Origin of the sequence: Herbaspirillum sp. SJZ107, from assembly GCF_006715485.1 — a bacterium.
GTDB lineage: Bacteria > Pseudomonadota > Gammaproteobacteria > Burkholderiales > Burkholderiaceae_D > Telluria.
On record NZ_VFNH01000003.1, the window covers coordinates 162,198 to 185,556 of the forward strand.

Genomic DNA, 23,359 nt, shown 5'->3' on the forward strand with positions numbered 1-23,359 from the left:
GGATTCGACTGAAAGGAACCGTCATGCTGCCGACTCCCATCGTTGCCGCCGTGGTCGCCCCGCTCGTGCTGTGGCGCGTGTACAGCCGTATCAAGCGCCTGACGAGCCGCCAGCAGTCGAAGACCTGGCGTCACCGCACGACCCTGGTGTTTTTCCCGCTGCTGGTGCTGGCGCTCGCCGCCGGCGCCGTCCTGACCGGCGCGCTGCCGCTGATCGCGCTGGCGGCCGGCCTGCCGCTGGGGGTGGTGCTGGGCCGCATCGCGATCGGCAAGACCCGCTTCGAACAGGTCGGCGACACCTATTATTTCACGCCGCACGCGCCGATCGGCATGGTGATCGCCCTGCTGTTCATGGGCCGCATGGCCTACCGCGCCTATGAATACTATGCCCTGGGCTCGCTGCAGCACCACGAATTCGTGACCAGCCCGCTGACCCTGTTCATCTTCGGCCTGCTGGCCGGCTATTACATGCGCTACGCCTTCGGCCTTCTGGCCTGGCGCCGCAAGGCCGCACTTTCCGCACCTCTTCTGAATCCGCAATGAGCCTGACTACCCTCGCACTGATCGCCCTCGTTCCGCTCCTGATCTGGCGCATCTACCAGCGCCTGAAAACCCAGATGGGACGCCAGCGTTCCATCCTGTCGCGCCACTACACCGGCCTGTTCGTGTTCAGCGCGATGCTGCTGGTGCCGGCCTCCGAACTGGCCGACCGTCCGCTCGAGCTGGCGGCGCTGGCCGCCGGCGCCATCGGCGGCATCGCGCTGGGCAGCTACGGCCTGCGCCGCACCCGCTTCGAAACCACGCCCGAAGGCTACTTCTTCTCGGTGCCGCAGCGCATGAGCATCCTGGTGGCGATGCTGCTGGTGGCGCGCGTGGTCTACCTCGGCATCGAGATCTACATGAACCAGGGCAGCAACCAGCCGAACCCCCGCTTCACCGACAGCCCGGTGACCATGGTCTGCCTCGGCATCACGGCCGCCTACTTCGCCACCTTCTCGTTCCACCTGATGCGCTGGCGCAAGCAGAAGCGCAAGGAAATCGACAGCGTCTGAGGCTGGCACCCTGAGGGCTAGCGCACCTCGACCGTCCGCGTCAGCCGGATGTCGGCCGAGGACTCGCCCAGCATCAGCCGCACCGGCACCCGCTCCACTTCGTAGGCGCCGCGCGCGGCGTTCCACCAGGCCAGCCTGCGTGCCTCGAGCGGGATGCGCACGGTGCGCGTCTCGCCCGGCTTCAGGCTCACGCGCTGGAAGCCGACCAGCATCTTCTGCGGCCGGCTCACGGCGGACTTCGGCCAGGCCGCATACAGCTGCACCACGCTGTCGCCCGCCACCTTGCCGGTGTTGGCCACCTCGACCTCGACGTTCAGCGCGCCGTCCCTCGGCAGCGCCGCGGCATCGGTGCGCAGCCTGGTGTAGCGGAAGCTGGTGTAGCTGAGGCCATGCCCGAACGGGAACAGCGGTTCGCCCCTGGCGTACATGTAGGTGCGGCCATGGCGGATGTCGTAGTCCATCATCGGCGGCAGTTGGTCCATCGAGGCCGGCCAGGTGGCGACCAGCTTGCCGCCCGGGTTGTAGTCGCCGAACAGTACCTGCGCCAGCGCGCTGCCCTGGTCCTGCGAGGAATGCGCCATCTGCACGATCGCGGGCACGTGCTGTTTCGACCAGTTGATCGTGTACGGGAAGCTTGACATCAGCACCATCACCGTCTTCGGGTTCGCCGCCAGCACCTGCCTGACCAGGGCTTCCTGGGCCAGCGTCAGCGTTTCGCGGTCGCGGCCTTCGCGGCCGTCGCCGGGGTCGGCGCAGGGCTTGGTGCCGGCGTCGGTCCATTCCTTGCCCATGTTGGGGCCGCAGGTCGGATCGTTGCCGACCAGGACCACCGCCACGTCGGCCGCGCGCGCCGCACGTTCGGCCGCGCCGCCGCCATTGTCGGGGACGTAGTCGATCTGCACGCCGGGCCCCAGGGCGGCACGGATGCCGTCCAGCGCCGTCACTTTATATGGCGGGATGCCGCCGTACCAGTCCCAGTGCACGCTGTCGGCGTGGGGGCCGATCACGGCGATGCGCTTGATACCCGTCTTCGACAGCGGCAGCGTGTGCTGTTCGTTCTTCATCAGCACGATCGATTCCAGCGCCATCTGCAGCGACACCGCCTTATGCGAGGCGCTGTCCCAGGGCGCCGCGCCATCCTTGATGGCGGCGTAGGGGTTGCCCTGGGCCGGATCGAGCAGGCCCAGCTTGAGCGTGATGCGGAACTTGCGCGCCAGCGCCGCATCGAGTTCGGCCTCGGTAATCGCCCCTTCCTTGAACGCCGCGCGCAGCTCGTCCTTGTAGGTGTCGAGGTACTGGTTGATGCCGGCCTTCAGGCCCGCCACCGCGGCTTCCTTCTGGCTGGGATAGCGTTTATACAGTTTGACCAGGTTGCCGATCGCGCCGCCATCGCTGGAGACCACGTCGACGCCCCACTGCTTGATCACGAGGCTGTTCAGGAGCGGATGCACGCCCATCGGCGTGCCGTTCCAGGCGTTGTAGGCGGCCATTACGCCGCGCGCGCCGCCCTCTTCGAAGCCCATGCGGAAGGGCTCCGCATAATATTCCCGGAACAGGCGCTCGTCGAAGTCGGACGACGAGTTGCCGCGCCCGTTCTCGTTGCTGTTGGCGAGGAAGTGCTTGAGCAGCGCGGCGCCGCGCCAGTAGGTCGGGTCGTCGCCCTGGATGCCGCGGGTGAACGCCACCGCCATGGTCCCGGCCAGGAACGGGTCCTCGCCGTACACCTCTTCGCTGCGGCCCCAGCGCGGATCGCGCGCGAGGTCGGCCTGCGGGCCCCATTGCATCAGCATAGGCTGCACGCCCGGCTGCATGCCCGGCTTCTGGTACGCCGCGCTCTGGGTGATGTAGCGCGCCTCGGTCGACTGTACCGCGCCGGCCCGGCGCACCAGTGCCGGGTCCCAGCTGGCGCCCATGCCGGGCGGCTGCGGAAACTGGGTAGTGGTGATGCGCGCCTTTTGATGGTCCTGGTCGCCGCGCTGCACCACGCCATGGATGCCCTCGGTGCTGCCGAAGCTGGGAATGCCCAGGCGCGCCACGCCGGAATCGGTGGACAGCGCATCGATCTTTTCGTCGACCGTCATCAGGGACAGCATGTTGGCGATGCGCGCTTCCGGCGCCAGCGCGGTGTCTTGAAAGGGGTAGCCGGCCGCGCCGGCCTGGCCGGCCCATAGTGCAGTGGCCAGTAAGACCGCTGTGCGGATTCGGGTGGTGTTTTTGCCCTGCATAATCCTGTCTCCTCTTTTATGTATGTCAATTTTTGGTATAACATCATTTATACACAAAAACGGTTAGCGCAAACATACTTGCCGCCCAAAATAAAGGAGACCCATGAATACCCGATTCTTCGTCCTGCCCCTGCTGGCGGCATGCGCATCCGCGCACGCCGCCGATCCCGGTTTCGCACGCGTCTTCAGCGACCACGCGGTGCTGCAGCGCGACCAGCCGATCACCGTCTGGGGCACGGCCGATGCCGGACAGGCGCTGACGCTGACGCTGAACGGCCGCAGCGTCAGCGGCAAGGCGGACAAGAACGGCAAATGGCGCCTGCAGCTGCCGGCCATGCCCGCGGGCGGTCCCTACACCCTGGACCTGGCTGCGGCAGGGTCGGCGGCCAGCCTCAAGGACATCATGGTCGGCGACGTCTACCTGTGCTCCGGCCAGTCGAACATGGAATTCGCGGTGCGCAACGCGACCAATGCCTGGGCCACCACCAACAACTCGGCCAACCCACGCCTGCGCTTCCTGAACGTCGAAAAGTCGAGCGCCCTCGTCCCGCAGGATGAGCTCAAGCAGCCGGCCGCCTGGAAGGTGGCGGGACCCGACACCATCGGCGACGCTTCCGCCGTGTGCTACTTCATGGCGCGCTCGCTGCAGCAGCGCTACGCGGTGCCGATCGGCTTCATCAACGCCAGCTGGGGCGGCACCACGATCCAGGGCTGGATCGGGCGCGACTCGCTGCGTACCCTGCCGGCCTACACCGCGGGCGCCGACCTGGTGCAGGAACTCGCCACCCACCCGGCGCGCGCCATGCAGCGCGAGGACAAGCGCGTCGAAGCCTGGTGGGATGCACACGATCCGTCCGCCGCGCGCGAGCGCGCCTTCAAGGCGCCCGGCTTCGACGACAGCGCCTGGCCGCAGCTGACGCCGGCCGGTTCGTGGAAGGACAGCGGCATCGCCGCCTTCAAGGATTTCGACGGCGTCGCCTGGTTCCGCACCACGGTCGAGCTGACCGAAGCCCAGGCCAGGAGCGCCAACGCGCTGCAGCTCGGCCCGGTCGAGACCTACGACACCGCCTGGGTCAACGGCGTGCGCGTGGGCGGCGGCAGCACCGGCTGGGCGTGGCGCGACTATCCGGTCCAGCCGGGCGTGTTCAAGCCCGGACGCAACGTGATCGCGCTGCGCGTGCTGAGCGGCGGCAGTGCCGGCGGCCTGACCGGCCAGCCGGCCACCCGCGGCGTGCGCACGGCGGACGGCCAGCTCGTCGCGCTGTCGGCGGCGTGGAAGTACCGCCTCGGCACCCCGCTCAAGGGCCAGTCGGTGGCGCCGTCGCCGTGGGACGTGCCGACCAGCTTCACCACGCTGTACAACGGCATGCTCGCGCCGCTGGCCGGCTACAAGTTCAAGCTGGCGGCCTGGTACCAGGGCGAATCGAATGCCGGGGCCGGCGAAGAATACCGCACGCTGCTGCCGCTCCTGATGCGCGACTGGCGGCGCGGGTTCGGCCAGGCCGACCTGCCCTTCCTCATCGTGCAGCTGCCCGGCTACGGCGCCGCGCCGAAGTCACCCGGCAATTCGGGCTGGGCCGAACTGCGCGAGGCCGAGGCCATGACCGTCAAGAACGATGCGCATGCCGCCCTGGCGGTCACGCTCGACCTCGGCGACCGTTTCGACATCCACCCGACCCAGAAGACCATCGTCGGCGACCGCCTGGCACGCGCCGCGCGTGTCGTGGCCTATGGCGACAAGGATATCGCCCCGGGCGGGCCGGAAGCAGTGGCGGCGACGCGCGAAGGCGGCGACATCGTGGTCGCCTTCCGCCAGACCAACGGCGGCCTGCTCACCTATGCGTCGAATCGCGCGATCGGCTTCGAGACCTGCGCCGGCGCGGTCTGCACCTATGCCGATGCCGTCGTCGCCGGAGACCGGGTGGTGCTGAAGGGCGCCAACGCGGCGGGCGTGACGCAGGTGCGCTATGCCTGGGCCGACGCGCCTTTCGTCAACCTGTTCGGCGCCGACGATGTGCCGGCGGCGCCGTTCCGCATGGACGTCAAGTGAGCCTATACTCCCCGCATACCATCACCATCGGGGAGAGAACATGACACTGAACCGCCGCGGCTTCCTGGGCGCCGTACCGATCGCTTCGCTGGCACTGGCATCGAGCCGCACGCAGGCGCAATACGCAGCTGCGCCGGTAGCGGCAGCGGCGCCCATCAGCGACTACGACACGCTGGTGCAGCTGTCCGGCGACGCCCTGCCGCGCAATCCGATGGCGGAGCCGGCGCGCCTGCAGGCGCTGCTGGACAAGCATGCGAAACCGGTGGATGGCTACCTGGCCGGGGGTGCGGTGGCCGAACTGGAAGCCAAATTTTCCGCCCTGCTCGGCAAGGAAGACACGGTGTTCATGCCGACCGGGACCCTGGCCAACCACCTCGCCCTGCGCCTGCTGTGCGGCGAAGCGAAGCACGCGCTGGTGCAGCAGGAAAGCCACGTCTACCGCGACGAGTCGAACACGGTGACCACCCTCAGCGGCATTAACCTGGTGCCGCTGGCGCCGGGGCGGGCCGCACCCACGCTGGATGAAGTCGGCGCCGCGATCGAGCGCGCCGAGGTCGGGCCGTATCCGATCAAGGTCGGCGCCATCGCGCTGGAAAGCCCGGTGCGGCGGGCGCAAGGTGCCACGTTGTCCCCCTCGCTGGTGGCCGATATCGCCAGACTCGCGCGTGCGAAGAACATCCGGCTGCACCTGGACGGCGCCCGCCTGCTGCTCATGAGCGGCATGCCGGGCTTCGGCGTGCAGCCGTATTGCGCGCACTTCGATACGGTCTACGTCTCGCTGTATAAATACCTGGGGGCGCCGTTCGGCGGCGTGCTGTCCGGCCCGAAGCCCTTGATGGCAAAGGCGCGCGAGCTGCGCCATATCTTCGGCGGGACGATCTACCACGGCTGGCAGGCGGCGCTGCCGGCGCTCGATGCGCTGGACGGCGTGGAGGCCCGCTTCGCCAGCGTGCGCGCGGCCGGCGACAAGCTGCTGGCGGCGCTAGAGCGTACTTCCGGTTTCAAGGTGCAGCGGATCGACAAGGGCAGCAACCTCGTCACGCTGGAGATTGCGCCGGCACGCCTGGCGGGGCTGGAAGCCCGGCTGCAGCAGGCCAATGTGCGGATCGGGAAGGTGAACGAGGGCAAGGTACAGCTGGGCTTCAACGAATCGATCCTGCGCCGGGATACCGCTTACCTGTTGAAAGCACTGGCTGGATGATGATGTAAGGAAGCTGTCAGTCGGAAATATTTACATTCGGTAAATACATGGTGCATACCCGGAGTTAAGCCACTGTTAATAAAGAACAATTTCTTTGTGGCATAGCAATTGCTACTTATGGGAAACCACAAACGACAAAGGGGTGTTCCATGTTCCGGTTTCAATCTTCCAGGTTTCTGAAGCTCGCAGTTGCCGCCGCCGCCTTCGTTTCGCATGCCGCATTTGCGGCGCCGGTCGACATTTCCGGCGCGCTGACCGCATCGGACCCGACCTACAACCGGCCGTTCACGCTGAGCGCGCTGAGCACCATCGGGACCAATGTCGCCTATGACCTCTACGGCTTCCATGTGAGCGCCACCGGGACGTATTCGATCGAGGTAACGGCGTTCGGCGGACCGAGTGCCGATACGTTCCTCGCCCTGTACCGGGGCGCCTTCAATCCCGCCTCCCCGTTGACCAACCTCGTGCAGGTCGATGACGACAGCGGCACCGGTTTGCTGTCCCTGCTGACCAGCTCGCTGCAAGCCGACACCCAGTATTTCGTCGCGCTCTCTTCCTACGGGAACGGCCAGTACGGCAGCTACACGGGCCGTTTCAACACGGTTTCCGGCGGCGGCCAGGTGATCCTCGGCGCCCTCGACGTGCCCGGCACGCCGGGCCAGGTGCCGGAACCGGCCACGCTGGCCCTGCTGCCGCTCGCGCTGGCAGGCATGACGCTGGCGCGCCGCCGCAAGCGCGCCTGAGCATCAACACATAACCACAACCAAAAGGGGTGTTCCATGTTTCGCTTCCAGTCCTCCAGGTTCCTCAAGCTCGCAGTCGCCGCCATCGCGTTCGTTTCGCATGCCGCCTTCGCGGCGCCGGTCAACTTTTCCGGCGAGCTGACCGCTTCCGACCCGAAGTTCAACCGTCCGCTCTCGCTGACCACGCTCAGTGGGGTCGGCACCAACGTCGCCTACGACGTCTACGGCTTCCATGTCACTGCCAACGGTACGTATTCGGTGGAATCGACGTCCTTCAGCGCGCCAGGATCGGATACCTTCCTGTACCTGTACAGGGGCGCGTTCAATCCTGCCGCTCCGCTGACCAACTTACTGGCACTGGATGACGACAGTGGCGCCGGCGCACTGTCATTGATCAACAGCGCACTGCTCGCCAACACGCAGTACTACCTCGTTTTCGCGGCGTACTACAACGGCGACTTTGGCACGTACACGGGCGTGTTCAATACGGCTGCCGGCAGCGGCCAGGTCATCCTCGACGTGCCCGTTACGCCCGGTACGCCGGGCCAGGTGCCGGAACCGGCCACGCTGGCCCTGCTGCCGCTGGCGCTGGCGGGCATGACGCTGGCACGGCGCCGCCGCGGCTGAACGCTGCCCGAACGCTGCCCGAGCGCCAAAACAAACGGCCGGTGTTCCTGCGAACACCGGCCGTTTTTCATGCATCGTCTTCAGGGCAGAGAGCTCAAGCCGCCTGCGCCACCTTCTTTTCCGCCCTCCTCTGCAGCACGAAGATCGGCTGCGCCCACTGGCTGTCCTTCTTCTTCTTGCTGGTAATGAGGGTCAGGTCCGACGGATCGTAGACGTCGGTATTGTGCGTCAGCGGCGTCGTCATCAGGTACTGGGCGTCGGTATTCTTGAGGAACTCGCCGACCAGCTGGATGTTGCGGATGTCCAGGTGGGCGAAGGGTTCGTCGATGAACACGAAGCCGCCCGAGCCTTCTTCCGATTTCAACAGGCCGATCAGGAGCACCAGCGACTTCATCACCTGCTGGCCGCCGGACGCCTCGCCGTCGTTCATGCCGATCTGGCCCTTGCCGTCGAACTTGAAGCGCACGTGCAGGCCGGCCTGGGCCAGCTGGATGTCGTCGTTCTCGAGGCGCACCGGGTCGACGTTGACTTCGATGTTGGCCAATTCTCCCAGCTCCTTGATGTTCTTGGAGTAGGTCTTGATCGTATAGCGCAGGCGCTCGATGTAGGCGCCGCGCGCGTTGTCCGTGGCCTCGATCGCGCGGTTGTTCTGGTAGCGGCGCTCTTCGGTCTCGAGCTGGCGGCCGGACAGCTGGTCGTTCAGGCGCGCGTACTGGTCGATCACGGTAGGGTCGATTTCCCAGTCGGCGCGCGCCAGCGAGTGATCCAGCGAGCCGACGCGCAGCTTGACCTGGTGCGCATTGTGGTGGCTGGCCACCAGCGCGGCCCGCTGCTGCGGATTGCGCCAGCTCTTGGGCACGTGGCGCCAGTCGCGCCGCAGCGCCAGCAGGTCGCGCGCGTGTTCGCTGCGCTGGTCGATCTGGCGGCGGTGGTTCAGGCGCATGCCCGCTTCCGCTTCCGACAGCGCCATGCGCGCGTTCTGCCACACGGTGTCAGCGCGGGTGCGGGTCACGGTGGCGTTCTTGATCAGGACCTGCAGCTCGCCCAGGCGCGCGCCGACCTGCAGGCGCTCGGCCCGCAAAGGCTCCAGCGCGCGCACGGCTTCCTCGAATTCAGCCTGGCGCGCCGCCAGTTCCTTGGCAGCGTCGACGCCGGCGATGCGCACGCGCAGCGCCGACACTTCGGCCGCCAGCTTGCTGATGGCGAGGGTCAGCGTGTCTTCCTGCGCCTCCAGGCTCGGCAGCAGCTTCTGGATCGCTTCCAGGCGCTGGGTTTTACCGGCGGCGCCGAAGCGGTAGCGCGAGGGCTCGACGAACAGCGAGCGTCCGCCGCGCCGTTCGCGGTGATAGGCGTCCGGCGTGATCCACTCGTCCGAGTCGCTCTTGAAGCCGGCATCGACCGACTCCACGCGCTCGATGCGCTCGAGCTGGTCGATCAGCCAGCCCGGCGCCGCGCTGGAAAAGCGCACCACCGACAGCAGGGTATCGTCCTTGACCACCGGCGCGTCGACGCAATCCGGCACGATGAAGTGGCGGTACCTTTCTTTTTCGGCCAGTTTGTAGGCAGCCGGCGCATCCTTGGCGCGTTCCAGCAGCACCACCGACGCATAGCCGCCCAGCACACCCTCGACCGCGCCCTGCCACTTCGGATCGGTCACTTCGACGATGTCCGACAGCATGGCGTGCGGGATGCCGGCGTCACGCAAGGCGCGGCGCATCTGGCGCTGGGCTTCCGGCTCGGGCATGGTGGTCTTGCCCTGCAGCGCCGAGATGGTCGACATCTCGCCGGCGATGCGGGTCGACAGCGCCTCGCGTTCCTGGCGTTTCTTCTGCAGCTCGGCTTCTTTCGCTTGCAGCTGGGTCGCCACTTCGGCAATGTCGGCACCCGAATCCGCCGCCAGCTTCTGCAGGCGTTCCTTCTGCTCGAGCAGGCTTTCCAGCGGCTTCAGTTTGCCGTTCAACCCGGTCAGGCGGCCGGCCAGTTCGCCGGCTTCCTTTTCCAGCGCGACTTCCTGCTGCTGGGCCTCGGTCAGCGCGCGCTGCTGGGCCGACAGCTGATTGCGCTTTTCGGCCAGCTGCGAGTCGGCCTGGGCCAAGGGTTTGCGCGCTTCGCGCAGCTGGCGGCTGACGTTGCCCGCCTTTTCGCGCGCCTCGTGGTATTCCAGGCTGGGCAGCACTTCCTCGACCAGGGTCTTGCGCTCCTTGTTCAGGCCTTCCCACTGGTGGTAGTTGGCGACGCGCAGGCGCAAGCCTTCGAGGTTGGTGCGCGACGCTTCCAGCTCGGCCTCGAAGCGTTTCAGTTCGCTTTCGGTGTCGCGCTGGTGGCGCTTGGCTTCGTCGTAGGCGTCCAGCACTTCCTTGTCGCCGAACACCTGGAACACCAGGTCCAGCAGCTGGCGCGGCGAGTACTCGCACAGCTTATCGGTCTCGCCCTGCTCCAGCGCCAGCACCTTCGACATCGCCGGCGACAGGCCAGCTGAAGCTAAGCGCTTCCGGTAGTTCTCGACGCCGAGCCAGTCGGTGGCTTCGGTGACTTCCTCGATCTCGATATTCCCGGGGCGCATCAGGTACTGGCGCTTCCAGTCGCCGCCGTTCTTCTGCACCTGGCAGAACAGCGTGACTTCGTCGTCGCTGAAGAAGCCGGAATGGCGGAACGGGCGGTTCGACAGCTGGCGCCCGCTCGGCTTGTTGTCGACCACGGCGCGCAGCCAGGCGCTCTGCTGGCCGGAGTGGCGCGCATAGTGCTTATAGGTGCGGCCCATCGAGCAATCGAGGCCGAACAGGGTGCGCATCGCATCCAGCAGCGTGGTCTTGCCGGAGCCGTTCTGGCCGGCGATGGTGATGATCTTGGCGTCGAGCGGGATGTTCTTGATCCGCTGCCAGTAGTCCCAGTGGACCAGCTCGAGAGATTTAATGTGGAACATGCGGGTCTTTACGCTTGAGTATCGGGTGCGGCGGTATCGGCCGGCGCATCGGTCACGGCGGGTTCAGCCACTGCGGGCTCTGCATCGTTGGCCGCTTCATTGACCGGACGGCGGCGCGCCACCGCCAGCGGCGCGCGCTTGAACACCTCGGCCAGCGCGCCGTTGATGATGCGTTCCTTGAGCAGGTCGGTGTCCATCAGGAGGTCGAGCAGCGGACCTTCCAGCACCACGTCGCCGCGGCGCTCGATGAAACCGAGCTTCGACAGCAGGCCGAGGTTCATGTCCATGCGCGTCTTCTTGCCGAGCTTGTCGCCGAAGTCGGCCAGCAGCGCGGTGTAGGAGATGCCGATCGAGGTGTCTTCGGCGCGCGGGATCGGCGCGTCCTTGTCGAACATGTCGGACTGGTCGACGTCGATCGCCTGGTGGGTTTCCTGTCTCTGGCGCTTGGGCAGGATGATCTGCGCCCACAGCACCACCAGCAGCGCCACGCCGTCGCGCGTCAGGCCGAAGTTGTTGTTCTGCCAGATGTCCTTGGCGCCGAAGATCTTCGGTTCGACGTTGCGGTGCAGCGCCAGCGTGACGTGGTCCGCATACACGTTGTCGATCAGCTTCAGGCCGGATTCCAGCAGGCGCTTGTCGACTTCGGCGCGGAACAGGTCGTCGGACAGCGCGCGCTTGACCATCTTGTCGTCGCGGCGCAGGGTCTGGTGCGTGAGCAGGCGCGCGATCAGGATTTGGGCGTCGTCATTCATCGGTCTTGCTTTCCGGTTGGGCTGGGCTTTCCAGGTTCAGGTCGAAGGCGGGTGGGATCAGGGGGCCGGGCAGCGCCACGGGCGGCGCGATCGACAGCGTCGCGCGCGACATCGCCGCCACGTGCGGGTCGTCCAGCTCGACCAGTTCGTCTTCCGAATCGAAGCGCACCGGCAGGCGCGCCAGTTCGGCGGTCGCCCCCTGCAGGCTGGCCTCGGCGGCGTCGCCCAGCAGCGGCAGCATCGAGGCGCGGTAGGACGCCACCGCGAAGCTGGCCGGCAGCAGCGAATCCTGGATCGGCACGCTGCGCGGGGCGCCTTCGGCCACCACCGGGAAATTGTCCAGGTTGGCGAAATCGGACAGGCGCTTGAGCCAGTCGTCCAGCTCGGCCTGCATCGCCGGGTTGTCGTTGATGGTCAGCGGCGCATCTTCGCCGCTCGGCAGGCCGCCCGGCGCGATGTTGGCGGCGCGTTCCAGCAGCAGCTCGGTCTCGGCGACGTCGATCATCTCGGCCGGCGTGATGAACAGCGGCAGGAGCGGCCGCTCGATCGCCTCCTCGGCCAGGCTGGCCAGGTCGTCGTGGGCCAGCAGCCAGCGCTTGATGTCGGTGGTCGACAGGCCGGACTGGCCCAGGTGCACGCGCTGGCGCTCGATCTGGTTCAGCGCGCGCGAGAACATGCCCTGCATGTTCAGCAATTGCGACTGGGCGCGGCCGATCGCCTGTGCCGCGCGGTGGGTGGCCGAATCGGCACGCTCGTCGGAGGTGATGGCGCGCAGGATCACGGAGCCCTTCTCGACCCAGTCGCACGCCATGTGCCACTTGGCCTGGGAAGCGCGCAGGCGGAACTCGGAACCGGAAGCGATGGCGTCGCGGAATTCCTCGGTCAGCTCGACCAGGCGGCCCAGCAGGTGCTTCAGCTGCTCGACCGTGACGCCGCCGACCGCCTGGGCGCCGGCCACCTGCGACAGCAGGAAGCCCATCTCGGCTTCGTCTTCTTCGGGACGCGCCAGCGCCAGCAGCGTGTCGAGCGCGGCCAGCACGTTGCGCGCCAGCGGCGTGATGCGGTACACGGCGGCCGGGTTGTCCCATGCCAGCAGGCCGTGGCCGCGCAGGCGGCCCAGCACCGTTTCCAGGCTTTCCGGGATCAGGTAGGCGAACTTCTGGTTGATGTCGGCACGCGAGAAAGCGGAGTCGTTGGCGTCGGCCGCCAGTTCGCGCAGCACCAGCAGGCGCACGATGACGCCGTCCTGGCCGCCGTGGAACAGCGCCGTGAACGCCTGCAGCATCGGCTGCGCGCGCTTGAGCAGATAGACCTGTTCGATCTCGTCCGGCGCAATGCCCTCGTGGAAGTGGGCTTGCAGCGGATCGATCTCGTCCAGCGCGGAGGATAGGGAATCGGCGGGGACAGCGCCTGCCAGGTTGTCGATCATCGTGAGGCTTAGCAATATTGCATCTTGCGCACGCGGCCAGGTGGACGGCGCGGGGGCGTCAGTATAACAGTTAAGACTAGGCAACTTATAAGGAATGGCCGCCGGGATTTCATGACTGGTGAATATGCAACGGATTGCCCGCCTTCCTTGACTTGTAGTTTTTGCAAGAAATGTGGGGCGGCAGCCGCGCGCTCCCTCTGGCGCTGTCGAGGGATAATGAACGTTGTGATCTTGACATTACGAAATTCGCATTGCCACCTTTGCATTTCTACCTTTGCATTGCGAAGTTCGTTTCATTGATAAGGAGATTGCCATGCAACGAGCACTCGCCCGCGCGGTCCTGGTCCTGGCCGCCTGTCTCGCCTCCCACGCCGCCCTTGCGGCACCCACGCCCAAGCAGCAAAACGGCATCAGCTACGTCAACGGCGGCGTCGGCGAGGACGAACAGTCGGCCATGCGCGCCCAGCGTGGCGACTACAACCTGCTGCTCACCTTCGCCACGAAGCAGAGCGGCGCCTACCGCTCCGACGTCCAGCTCGACATCATGGACACCAAGGGCAACACCCTGCTGAGCGCGGCGAACAGCGGCCCGATGTTCTATGCCAGGCTGCCCGCCGGCACCTACCGCATCAGCGCCGCGGCGGAAGGCAAGGTGTTCAAGCGCAGCGTCAGGATCGGGACGGCGCTGAAGGAGATGACACTGCACTGGGAGAACGATTCAGTGGACGATCCGGGTCTGCAGGAGTAACGCCCGCCTCGTAGGCGGCAAGGTGCACCACGGCCGCCAGGCGCCGCACCAGTGCATCCATGCGCTCGGCCGGCACCTGGGCATAGCCCAGCATCAGGCCGTTCCACGGCGCGCCGCCGCCCAGCGCGTGAAACGACAGCGGATTGACGATGATGCCTTCGGCGCGCGCACGCGCCGCGATGGCCACGTCCGACAGCCGCTCGTCCGGCAAACGCAGGGCCAGGTGCATGCCGGCCGAGGCGCCGTGTACCTCGGCGATGCGGCCCAGGTGGCGCGCCAGCGCCGCTACCAGCGCATCGCGCCGCTGGCGGTACAGCCGGCGCATGCGGCGCAGGTGCGCCATGAATTCGCCGCTGCGCAGGAAGCCGGCCAGCGCCAGCTGCTCGGCCGCGCGGCCGCTGGCGGACGACTGCGCGCGCATCGCCGCCAGCGGCCCTGCCAGGCCCGGCGGCGCCACCACGAAGCCGATGCGCAGCCCCGGGAACATGGTCTTGCTGAAGGTGCCGCAATACAGGACCGGCGCATCCGGCACCAGGCCCTGCATCGCCGCCAGCGGCGGCCCCTCGTGGCGGAATTCGCTGTCGTAGTCGTCCTCGACGATCAGGGCGCCGGCCTGGCGCGCATCCTCGATCAGCGCCAGGCGCCGTGCCAGCGACATCACCACGCCCACCGGGTACTGGTGCGAAGGCGTCACGTAGACCAGCTTCGGGCGCCGCGCCTGCCAGTCATGCGGCGTGGGTGCCAGGCCTTCCAGGTCGACCTTGATCCCTTCGAGCGCCAGTCCGGCGCCGCGAAATGCCGCCAGCGCGCCGCCATAGCCCGGATCTTCGATCCATACGGTGTCGCCTTCGTCGGCACAGGCGCGCGCGCACAGGTCGAGGCTGGACTGGGTGCCGTCGGTGATGAACACCTGGCCGGCCTCGCACACCACGCCGCGCGAGGCGCGCAGGTAGTCGGCAATCGCTGCGCGCAGCGCCGCTTCGCCGGCCGGGTCGCCGTAGTTGAGCTGGGCCGGGCCGAGGCTGCGCCAGGCGCGCTCCAGGTGGCGCCGCCACGAGGCCAGCGGAAAGGCATGCAGGTCGGGCACCCCGGGCACGAAGGCCAGGCCTTCGCTGGCGACGTTGGCCATGCTGCGCAAGTCGCGCGCACGGCGCGCCAGGCCGGCCTGCGGCAAGGGCGCCGCCTGGCTGCGCTGCGTGCCGGCGAGCGCGGCCACCACGGTGCCGCGCCGGTCGGACACCACGAAGCCTTCGCTGGCCAGTTGTTCATAGGCGTACAGCACCGTATTGCGGGCGATGCCGAGTTCGCCCGCCAGCGTGCGCGTGGCCGCCAGGCGCGTGCCGGCGGCCAGGGTGCCGTCGCGGATCGCCGCGCGCAGGCATTCGTGCAGCAAGCGCTGGCGTGGCCAGGCGCGCCCGGCATGGATGCGGCCGAAGGTGTCGAGCAGCAGCGCGTAATCCATCGTGGCTCCATGAAATCGACAGCGCCTGGACCTGTTCCTGGAGCCATGCCGGCCATTATAGTTGCCGTTCCGTTACTTCAGCCACATCGACATCGAGACCATGCATACCGCCCCTTCCCCCCGCACCCAGGTCAAGCGCATCGCGCGCAATGCGTCCTACGACCCCGCCCTGCTGCACGCGATCGTCGACGCCGCTTACCTCTGCCACATCGCCTTTGCCGACGCCCAGGGCAATCACTGCATCCCGACCGCCTGCTGGCGCAGCGGCGACTATCTATATATCCACGGATCGAACGGCAGCCGCATGCTGAAAGCATTGGCGGCGCAGGAGTGCTGTGTGACGATCACGCACCTGGACGGCCTGGTCATGGCGCGCGCCGCTTTCAATCACTCGATGAATTACCGCAGCGCGATGATCTATGGCCGTTTCGAGACCGTCGAGGAAGCGGGCAAGCGCCCGGCGCTGGAAGCCTTCATGGACCACCTGGCGCCGGGACGGCAGGCGCAGGTGCGTGCGGGGAACGAGCAGGAATACGCGGCCACGACGGTCATGCGCATCGCGCTGCTGGAAGCGGCCTGCAAGGTGCGCAGCGGGCCGCCGAACGACGACGACGCCGACCTGGGGATCGCCGTGTGGGCCGGCGTCCTGCCGCTGGCGCTGGCGCGCGGGGCGCCGCAGCCGGACGCGCGCGGCACCGCACCGCTATCGGCGCAGTTGCCGGCGCAGTTGCCAGATTACGTGCACGCCTGGCAGGACTGAGGCCTATTTGCGGACGACCTTTTCCAGCACCTGCTCGATGTAATCGCGGTCATTGTCGGTAAAGCGCAGCTTGACCGGATACCATTCCTGCGACGGCGCCAGCCACAAATCTAGGGTCTGGTCCTTGGAGCCCGGCGGCGTTTCGCGCAGCACGTGCACGGCATCGACGGTGCCGATGGCGGCGCCGACCTGGACTTTTTCGCGGCCGACCACGCGGAAGGTCCACGGATCGGCATCGCGCGGGCCCACCACGAAGAACTGCCATTCCGAACCCGGCTTGAACTTGTCCTTGGCCGCCCGCGCCACGGCCGCCAGCTGCCACGAGATCGAGACGCGGTCCTGCTCGCCGCCCTTGATCGGGTAGGTGTGCTTGCCGTCGCTGAAGGTGATGGTCTTGCTGTCGCGCTCGAAGCTGGCGCTTTCCTGCGCCTTGCGGAAGCGTTTTTCGGTGAACTCGCTTGGGGCCAGGCCATAGCTGTCGACCGTGCCCTGGCTGTGGTTCTCGGTCAGCTTGCCGACCAGCGCCACGCGCGACTCGGCGCCGATGCTGTACTTGCCGCCGCCGACGCGCCAGGTCAGGGTGGCGTCGCCGTTCAGGTTGAAGCCGCGCTGGCGCGCAGAGATCGAATACGTCAGGTCGGCCGAGGGCGGAAAATCGACGGCGCGCTTGGCCGCCGGGTGATCGTCGTCGGGCGCCGCAGATGCATGTACGTTCGCCAGTGCCGCCAGCATCAGGCCGCTTACGGCCAGTTTCAGAGTGTTTTTGATCATTGACTTCCTGGTTCTTTCATTACGATATTGCTTGCCGTCTGCGTAGTCACCGCCCCGCTCGCCTCGACGTTGCGTATCTGGACCGGCAGCCAGCCGTACCCCGGCGCCAGCCACACCTCCAGGCGCGAATGGTAGGACCCGGGCTTGGGCGGCCGCACCAGGTGCCAGGCGAGGAGCCGTCCGAGACGGGTATCGATCTGTTCCTGCCCTGCCACCGTAAAACTGAAAACGTTTGCGTCGCGGTCTTCGCCGACAAGGATATCGATATTGCCCGACATTTGCCGGGGATCGCCGCGTCCGATCGCCGCCAGCTGCAGCGGCAGGCTCGCCTTGTCCTGGGTGCCCGGCACCAGCGCCACCCTGGCTTGCGACGCCGAAAACGTCAGCACGCCATCCTTGCGGTTGAAGTGCGTGGCCGTCATCGCTCGTCCACGCCGCTTCTCAGTCATCGATATGGGGACGAATCCCTCGTCTCCAACCGTGCCTTCGCTCGCCAGCGTTAGCAGGTTCACGCGCGCGAACACGACCCGGATGCCGGCCTCGACGTCGATCCGGTAAGCGGCCCCGGTGCGGCGCCACGACAGCCGGGCCTCGCCGCTCCAGCGGGTACCGTCGGCATCGATGCGGGCGACGTCGAGCGTGATGTCGGCCGGCGGCGGCAGTTCGACCTTGTAGCGTCTTTGCTCGGGCTCGGGCGCGGGTGCGGGTGCTGCCGGCGGCGCTTCGGCCGGGCTGGCGGCCTCGACCGGCACTGGCACTGGCACTGGCGCTGGCGCTGGCGCTGGCGCTGGCGCTGGCGCTGGCGATTGTACGTCGGCAGGGATGGGTATGGCGCGCTCGAGTTCGCCTGCGGCCGCGGTGGCGCCGCCGCTGTCCGTTACCCCGGCAGTACCTGTGCCGGGGCCGCCGGCGGATGCGGCGTCGGCTGCAGGGCCGGCCACCTCGACCGGTTCGGGCGGCAAGCTTGGCAGCGGCGGCGGCGCAAGCTTCGGGGACAGGTCGAGCGCCGGCGGCGGCACCGGAACCGGCGCCCCTGTCTGGATCAATTGTGCCAGCATCGGTACGGGCGGCGCAGGCACGAGATCCTCGCGCCGCCGTCCGAGCTGGCCGCCCAGCCAGTCGAACACGAGCAGGTGCAGCAACACAACGAGCGCGCCGAAGACGAGCGGACGGCGCGGGTGGCGGACCAGGACGTTGGTGGAAGTCATGCGACCAGTGTAGATGGACAGTCCGTCGGCACTGCTGCAACGCACTATACGTGCATCTATGAGTGGTGTTGGTTATCTGTTAGGCTAGGCCGATCTACCAAGGAGAAGACCATGCTGAAACCACCGCCATCCGGCACCATCCCCGGCGTCACGGACACGCTGGACTTCGTCAAGAACCTGTGGGGATCGATGAACATCCCCGGCGCCGGGATGTCCGGCATGGCGGGCATGGCCAGCCCGGCCATGTCGGTCGAGGATCTCGACAAGCGCATCGCCGACATGAAGGCCGTCGAATCGTGGCTGAACCTGAATCTGACCATGCTGCGCGGAACCATCCAGGCGATGGAAGTGCAGCGCAGCACCCTTGTCACCCTGAAATCGATGGGGGCGTCGATGGCGGAAGCGATGCGCCAGTCAGGCGTCAGCGCCGAGAAAATGGCGAACACGCCGTTTGCGTCCTTCTTCGGACAATCCGCGGGGCCGGCCGCTGCGACCGGCGCGGCCAAACCGGGAGGTGCAGGCGGCGCTTCGGCCCAGCCGGGCACGGCTTCCGCCTCCGGCGCAGCGGCAGGAAGCGCACCCGGCGCGGACGCCGGCGCTGCCATGGGTATGCCAGCTGCAATGGCGTGGTGGAACATGTTGCAGGATCAATTCACACAGGCAGTTGCGACGGCAATGACGCCGCCCGCGACGTCCGGCACCGGCGGCAGCGCCGACGGCAAGGATGCCGGCCCAGCGGCCACACCGCAGTCGCCGCCCCAACCTGCAGCGCCGGACCCATCCACGGAGAATGGCAATGGCAAGCCGCGTGGAAAACCGAAGGCCGACAAGGCCTGAACTCAGTAATTCTGCAACTCTTCTTCAAGCGCAGCCAGCAAAGCGTCCACCGTCAAGGTCACGCCTTTGCTGGCCGGCGTGACAAACACGGCCGGCAAGATCCCTTCCCGCTTGAATTGTGCAAGCAATATGCCCATGAAATCATCCAAGGGAATCGAGCGCGCTTCATAGCCCGCCCACGCATCGATGGCACACAGCTCGGCGTAGTCCCTGGCGGGCCAGAGTGGAAAAGCCCTTGTGCCGTCATCCGCGCCGACCAGCGCCCAGCCGTCCTTGTACAAGCTCCAGACCTGCAGCCGATCGGCGATCACTTTGATCGCGTGTTTGAAGCGCGCCGGGGCGGGCAGCGCAAGGATGGCCGCCATTTGCCTGGGATTGATTTGCATGGATCGGGCTCCGTGACTTGTTTGAACGTCGGACCCCATTGATTTTACCTGTCAGGCCACCGGCTGCAACTGCGCCAGCTGCTCCATCAACTGCGCAAAGCGCTGCTGCCCCGGCAGCAAATGGTCGACGTGGTGCAGGATCTCGTAGGCCTCGGCGGACAGTGCCGCATCGTAGCCCTGCTGCTGCAGGCAGGACACCATCACCTGGGCCGCATTGAACAGGATGCGCTGGTTGTTCGGCACCGCCTTGCGCGCGTCGCGCATCCAGGCCACTGCTTCGCCCAGCTTGCCGGTCTTCCACAGCAACACGCCCTGGTTCATCAGGTCCGCCGCTTCCTTCTTCGAGGCGCGGATCATGACCAGGCCTTCCTCGCCCATGCGCGCCTTGTCGAAGATTTTCTGGATCTCGTCCAGCAGCAGCGGATTGTCGTGGTTGTTGCGGATCACGTAGCGCAGCAGTTCGACCGGCGCTTCCTTCACGCCCACCGCGAACAGCAGGGTGGCCAGTTCCAGGCAGGTCGGGATGTCGGGCCGCGCCGGCGATGCTTTCAGCATGGCCTCGAGGTCGTCGCCGGCCTTGCGCGCACGCCGGTAGTCGCCGCTCTCATGGTAGACCAGGCCTTCGGTGATCTTGGCGCGCAGCTGGATGTCGGCGTGCTCGTGGACGAATTCGCGCTGCGCCAGCAGCAGCAATTGCAGCGCCTCCTTCGGATCGTTCTTCTGGCCGCACACGCGCGCCAGCCCGAGATAGGCGTCCGGCGTCTTCATGATCGAGTATTCGCCGATGGCGATGCACTTCCTGAACGCCTTCTCGGCCATCGGCATGTTGCCCAGCTTGAGCGCAAGATGGCCCAGGTTGCGCTGGCGCGTGACGGAATTCGGCGACAGTTTCGCCGCACGCTCCAGGATCGCGCAGGCTTCTTCCAGCTTGCCCATGTTCTGGTAGGACAGCGCCAGCTGGTCGTAGGCGTCGATGTAATAGCGGTTCTCCGCGATCACGCCCTGGAAGGCTTGCCGCGCCTGTTCGAATTCGCCGTTGGCCATGCGGATCTTGGCCAGGCCGGCACGCGCCCACTGGTATTCGCGCTGCGCGAGCACGCGCTCGTAGACTTCGCGCGCGCGCGTGGGCTGGCCGCTTCTCTCCATCAGCCTGGCCTTCATGCGCAGCAGGTCGAGTTCATGCACCTTGTCGACCGCGATCTGGTCGTCGCACAGCCGGGCGGCGCGCAGGTAATCCTTCTCGGCGCAGGCCTGGTCGATCAGGCGGAATACCTGCTTTCTGTGCCACACCCGGTTCAGGCGGCTCAACAGCACGCCTTCGGTGATCGGCTTGATCAGGTAGGCGTCCGGCTGGTGCTCGGCCGCGCCCATCACCGATTCCACGCTCTTCTCGGCCGACACCATTAGCCACACCGTGCTCGGATTGACCAGGTTGCGCACGCGCGCCTCTTCCAGCACCTGCTGGCCGTTCTTGCCGTCGCCCAGGTTGTAGTCGCACAGGACCACGTCGTAGCGGACCCGCGCCAGCAGCCCCATCGCCTCGCCGCCGGACGAAGCCTGGTCGATGTTTTTGGCGCCCAGGCTGCGCAGGCTCTCGCGCAGCAGCTGGCGCACGCCGACGAAATCGTCGACCACCAGGTAGTGCTTGTCGGCCCAGTCGACCTGGTCGATACTGGCCGGCGTCACCGACAGCAGCGGTGTTGCGACGGACTGCGCGATGGCATTCATGGCAGGCGCAGGATGAAACAGCCGCCGCCGTACCGGCCGCCGTTTTCCAGGCGCAGCGTGCCGTGGCGTCCGCGATGGCGGTGCATCTTGGCGACTTCGCTGGAAAAGTACAGGCCCAGGCCGGCGCTGTTGGTGAGGAAGTTGACGCCGCCGGCGGTCTCGCGGGTGGCGATCTCGCCCGCTTTCAAGAGCGCCGGCGGGTAGCCCGGGCCGTTGTCCTCGACCCGCAGTTCGAGCCAGCCGTCCTGCTCGCGGATCGCCAGGCGCACGCGGTCGCAGGTGTAGTGGATGGCATTGTTGACCGCATGCGACAGCACGCCGACCACCAGGTCTTCGTCGAGGTGCCAGATCAGTTGCGGGTCGCAGTCGAGTTCCAGCTGGATGCCGCGCGACTGCAGCAGCACCCGTTCGATCGACACCACCTGGTCGACCAGGTGCCCCAGCGCGAGCGGCTGGACGTCGAACGGGTAGGCCGGCGTGCCGACCTGCTTGTACAGGGCCAGCAGCTGCATCAGGTTGTCGTTCAGGCGCTTGGTCTGGTACAGCATGTGCGCCATCTGCGGGTAGGCCGATTCGGTGCGCGGGGACGCATCCACGAGCAGGCGCTCCAGCGTGCCGGACAGCACGCTGATCGAATTCTTCATGTCGTGCGCGGTCGATGCCAGGAACAGGAACAGCTCGTGCGCGTTCGGCGTGTCGTCCATGCCCACCCCATTCGTAAAATATTGCCCTAAGCCAATTATACCTTTGGCGGACAAAATTTCTCGGTGGAAATCAAACGTCGTTTGCTTGCGGTCCTCGCGGATTGCGGCGTGCGCGCAACACGAAGCGCGCTGGATCGAGCGCATCGACCAGCGTCATCTCCAGCGGCAGCGGCTCGCCCTCGATCTGCGCGGCCAGCAGTTCGGCGCCCAGGCCGGCCCAGATCAGGCCGCGCGAGGCATAGCCCAGCAGCGCGTACAGGCCGGGATGGCGCGGCACGTCGCGCAGGCGCTCGGTGCTGCCGGCGGCATCGAAATCGGGCAGGCGGCCGACCAGCGGCAGGCGGTCCGGCGCAATGCAGCGGAACCCGACGCGGCCCTGCAGCGGCGCGCCCTCGGCGGCATGCGGATCGGACAGCAGGCCGCGCAAACGCTCCAGGTTTTCCTGGTGGCTGGCGGGGGACAGCGCCGGATCCGGATCGAGGTCGTAGGTGGCGCCTGCGCTGCAGATGCCATCCGACGCGGGTGTCAGGTAGGCTTCGCGGCACAGCACTACGGGCAGCGCCGGCAGCATCCCGGCCGGCACATGGCTGACCTGGCCGCGCAGTGCGCTCAGGGGCAGGCGTGCCGCCTGCGGGATGCGGACCGCGCCGGCGCCGTTCGCCAGGATCAGGTTGGGCGCGTGGGCGACCAGCTCGCCCCTGGCGTCCCTGACTTCCCACTGGCCGCCGACCCGCTCGACCGTCACGCTGCCGACGCCGAAACGCTGCTCGACACGCCGTCCGCATGCGGCCAGCAGCGCATCGCAGACGCTGCCGGGCCGCGCCCAGCCACCCTGGCGGAACAGCCAGCCGCCATCCGGCGCCGGCAGCCCGAGCAGCGCCTCGGCCTGCGGCCGCTCCAGCCACTCGGCGAATTCGGCAGGGTAATCTGCATCGAGCGCGATGGCGCGCTGGACCGCGGCATGCTCGGCATCGCGCGCCAGCTGCAGCACGCCGCAGGCCTGGCCCTCGATCGCCGCGCCGACGCCGCCGAGTCTGGCCCAGTGGCGCAGCGCGAACAGATAGGCGGCGCGGGTCAGGCGCGTCGGGATATTGTCGTCGCGCGACAGCAGCGGCATGAAGATGCCGGCGCGGTTGCCGGACGCTTCCATCGCCGGCCGCGCATGGCGCTCGACCAGCGTCACCTGCCAGCCGCGCGCGCACAGGCGCTCGCAGGCGGCGCTACCTGCAATGCCGGCCCCGAGCACGATCGCGCGCCGCTCCGGCACCGGCGGCGCGGGCGGCCGCGGCTTGCGGCTGGCGAAACGCGCGCAGCGCACGCCGGGGCCGGTCTTGGTGTCGACCGCGTCGAACACGAAGCCCTGCCCTTCCAGTGCGGCGATCTGCGCCGCGGTGAGTCCCTGGCCGACCAGGCGCGCATCGCCCGTCGCCAGCCGCGCCACCGACCGCACGAAGCCTTCGCCGGCGTCTTCCAGGCCGCGCAGGCGGAACAGATCGACGCGTGCGGCGAGCTGGGCCAGCGCGGTGTCGATGGGCGCGTTGACCAGGTCGACCGTCAAACCCGGCTCGGCCTGCGGCATGCGGTGCATACCGGGCATCAGGTGGCCGCACAGCGCGATCACGTGCAGGTGCGGCGAGCGCTGCGGATCGGTGCGCCATACGTCGATCAGGACCTTCAGGCGCTCTTCGTCGTGGGTCGCATCGAGGACGGTACAGCGCTCGCGGCCATGCCATACGCTGCGGTAATCCATGTTC

Annotated in this window: 20 protein-coding genes; 9 read left to right on the forward strand and 11 right to left on the reverse strand. The window is 67.3% G+C overall.

What is annotated here, in order from left to right; translation table 11 throughout:
* Window positions 1-23 precede the first annotated feature (23 nt).
* The gene (locus FBX97_RS18860) at window positions 24-542 is read left to right on the forward strand and encodes a hypothetical protein (RefSeq protein ID WP_141835054.1); all 519 of its coding nucleotides are present in this window, start codon (window positions 24-26) and stop codon (window positions 540-542) included.
* On the forward strand, window positions 539-1,051 hold the full coding sequence (locus tag FBX97_RS18865; protein ID WP_141835057.1) for a hypothetical protein: 513 nt from the start codon (window positions 539-541) through the stop codon (window positions 1,049-1,051). The genes FBX97_RS18860 and FBX97_RS18865 overlap by 4 nt, the downstream gene beginning before the upstream one ends.
* A gap of 17 nt (window positions 1,052-1,068) precedes the next feature.
* On the opposite strand, the gene FBX97_RS18870 is transcribed toward FBX97_RS18865, so the two are convergent.
* Window positions 1,069-3,276 (reverse strand): glycoside hydrolase family 3 C-terminal domain-containing protein, encoded by a 2,208-nt coding sequence (locus FBX97_RS18870; protein WP_141835059.1) that lies wholly within the window; start codon window positions 3,274-3,276, stop codon window positions 1,069-1,071.
* A 103-nt stretch (window positions 3,277-3,379) separates the two neighbouring features.
* On the opposite strand from FBX97_RS18870, the gene FBX97_RS18875 reads away from it, so the two are divergent.
* From FBX97_RS18875 to FBX97_RS18890, 4 genes are all read left to right on the forward strand, one after another.
* Window positions 3,380-5,326, forward strand: coding sequence for a sialate O-acetylesterase (locus FBX97_RS18875; protein WP_141835062.1), 1,947 nt, complete (start codon window positions 3,380-3,382; stop codon window positions 5,324-5,326).
* A gap of 40 nt (window positions 5,327-5,366) precedes the next feature.
* Entirely contained in the window at window positions 5,367-6,527 is a 1,161-nt protein-coding gene (locus tag FBX97_RS18880) for a low specificity L-threonine aldolase (protein WP_185748659.1), read from the forward strand.
* Window positions 6,528-6,676: 149 nt separating this feature from the next.
* Window positions 6,677-7,270 carry a PEP-CTERM sorting domain-containing protein gene (locus FBX97_RS18885; protein ID WP_141835069.1) on the forward strand — a complete coding sequence of 198 codons (594 nt, stop codon included), beginning with the start codon at window positions 6,677-6,679 and terminating at the stop codon, window positions 7,268-7,270.
* Window positions 7,271-7,306: 36 nt separating this feature from the next.
* Window positions 7,307-7,897 (forward strand): PEP-CTERM sorting domain-containing protein, encoded by a 591-nt coding sequence (locus tag FBX97_RS18890; protein ID WP_141835072.1) that lies wholly within the window; start codon window positions 7,307-7,309, stop codon window positions 7,895-7,897.
* A 94-nt stretch (window positions 7,898-7,991) separates the two neighbouring features.
* Here the strand turns inward: FBX97_RS18890 and FBX97_RS18895 are convergent, their stop codons facing one another.
* Genes FBX97_RS18895 through FBX97_RS18905 form a run of 3 tightly spaced genes read right to left on the reverse strand, consistent with a single transcriptional unit; the run spans window position 7,992 to window position 13,001 of the window.
* Window positions 7,992-10,820 (reverse strand): ATP-binding protein, encoded by a 2,829-nt coding sequence (locus FBX97_RS18895; RefSeq protein ID WP_141835075.1) that lies wholly within the window; start codon window positions 10,818-10,820, stop codon window positions 7,992-7,994.
* Window positions 10,821-10,828: 8 nt separating this feature from the next.
* Window positions 10,829-11,572, reverse strand: coding sequence for a hypothetical protein (locus tag FBX97_RS18900; RefSeq protein ID WP_141835078.1), 744 nt, complete (start codon window positions 11,570-11,572; stop codon window positions 10,829-10,831).
* Window positions 11,565-13,001, reverse strand: coding sequence for a hypothetical protein (locus FBX97_RS18905; RefSeq protein ID WP_255517549.1), 1,437 nt, complete (start codon window positions 12,999-13,001; stop codon window positions 11,565-11,567). The genes FBX97_RS18900 and FBX97_RS18905 overlap by 8 nt, the downstream gene beginning before the upstream one ends.
* 313 nt (window positions 13,002-13,314) lie before the next feature.
* On the opposite strand from FBX97_RS18905, the gene FBX97_RS18910 reads away from it, so the two are divergent.
* Window positions 13,315-13,749, forward strand: coding sequence for a carboxypeptidase regulatory-like domain-containing protein (locus FBX97_RS18910; protein ID WP_141835081.1), 435 nt, complete (start codon window positions 13,315-13,317; stop codon window positions 13,747-13,749).
* Here FBX97_RS18910 and FBX97_RS18915 read toward each other — a convergent pair.
* Window positions 13,670-15,211: a PLP-dependent aminotransferase family protein gene (locus FBX97_RS18915; RefSeq protein ID WP_141835084.1), complete on the reverse strand. Its 1,542-nt coding sequence runs from the start codon at window positions 15,209-15,211 to the stop codon at window positions 13,670-13,672. The genes FBX97_RS18910 and FBX97_RS18915 overlap by 80 nt on opposite strands.
* Window positions 15,212-15,311: 100 nt before the next feature.
* Here FBX97_RS18915 and FBX97_RS18920 point away from each other — a divergent pair, with 100 nt between their 5' ends.
* Entirely contained in the window at window positions 15,312-15,971 is a 660-nt protein-coding gene (locus tag FBX97_RS18920) for a pyridoxamine 5'-phosphate oxidase family protein (protein WP_141837046.1), read from the forward strand.
* Window positions 15,972-15,974: 3 nt separating this feature from the next.
* Here FBX97_RS18920 and FBX97_RS18925 read toward each other — a convergent pair whose 3' ends face one another.
* Both FBX97_RS18925 and FBX97_RS18930 read right to left on the reverse strand, forming a co-directional pair.
* Complete coding sequence (locus tag FBX97_RS18925) at window positions 15,975-16,742, reverse strand: DUF3108 domain-containing protein (RefSeq protein ID WP_141835086.1); 768 nt, start codon at window positions 16,740-16,742, stop codon at window positions 15,975-15,977.
* The gene (locus FBX97_RS18930; RefSeq protein WP_255517599.1) at window positions 16,739-17,887 is read right to left on the reverse strand and encodes a DUF3108 domain-containing protein; all 1,149 of its coding nucleotides are present in this window, start codon (window positions 17,885-17,887) and stop codon (window positions 16,739-16,741) included. The genes FBX97_RS18925 and FBX97_RS18930 overlap by 4 nt, the downstream gene beginning before the upstream one ends.
* Before the next feature lie 174 nt (window positions 17,888-18,061).
* Between FBX97_RS18930 and FBX97_RS18935 the strand changes: the two genes are divergently transcribed.
* Window positions 18,062-18,787 (forward strand): PhaM family polyhydroxyalkanoate granule multifunctional regulatory protein, encoded by a 726-nt coding sequence (locus FBX97_RS18935; protein ID WP_141835092.1) that lies wholly within the window; start codon window positions 18,062-18,064, stop codon window positions 18,785-18,787.
* A 2-nt stretch (window positions 18,788-18,789) separates the two neighbouring features.
* On the opposite strand, the gene FBX97_RS18940 is transcribed toward FBX97_RS18935, so the two are convergent.
* From FBX97_RS18940 to mnmC, 4 genes are all read right to left on the reverse strand, one after another.
* Complete coding sequence (locus FBX97_RS18940) at window positions 18,790-19,173, reverse strand: DUF2750 domain-containing protein (RefSeq protein ID WP_141835096.1); 384 nt, start codon at window positions 19,171-19,173, stop codon at window positions 18,790-18,792.
* A gap of 51 nt (window positions 19,174-19,224) precedes the next feature.
* Window positions 19,225-20,901 carry a tetratricopeptide repeat-containing response regulator gene (locus FBX97_RS18945; protein WP_141835098.1) on the reverse strand — a complete coding sequence of 559 codons (1,677 nt, stop codon included), beginning with the start codon at window positions 20,899-20,901 and terminating at the stop codon, window positions 19,225-19,227.
* A complete protein-coding gene (locus FBX97_RS18950) occupies window positions 20,898-21,605 on the reverse strand; it encodes a sensor histidine kinase KdpD (RefSeq protein ID WP_141835101.1) in 708 nt (235 codons plus the stop codon). Before FBX97_RS18950 ends, FBX97_RS18945 begins: the two co-directional genes overlap by 4 nt.
* A gap of 70 nt (window positions 21,606-21,675) precedes the next feature.
* The gene (gene mnmC, locus FBX97_RS18955) at window positions 21,676-23,355 is read right to left on the reverse strand and encodes an FAD-dependent 5-carboxymethylaminomethyl-2-thiouridine(34) oxidoreductase MnmC (protein WP_141835104.1); all 1,680 of its coding nucleotides are present in this window, start codon (window positions 23,353-23,355) and stop codon (window positions 21,676-21,678) included.
* Window positions 23,356-23,359 lie beyond the last annotated feature (4 nt).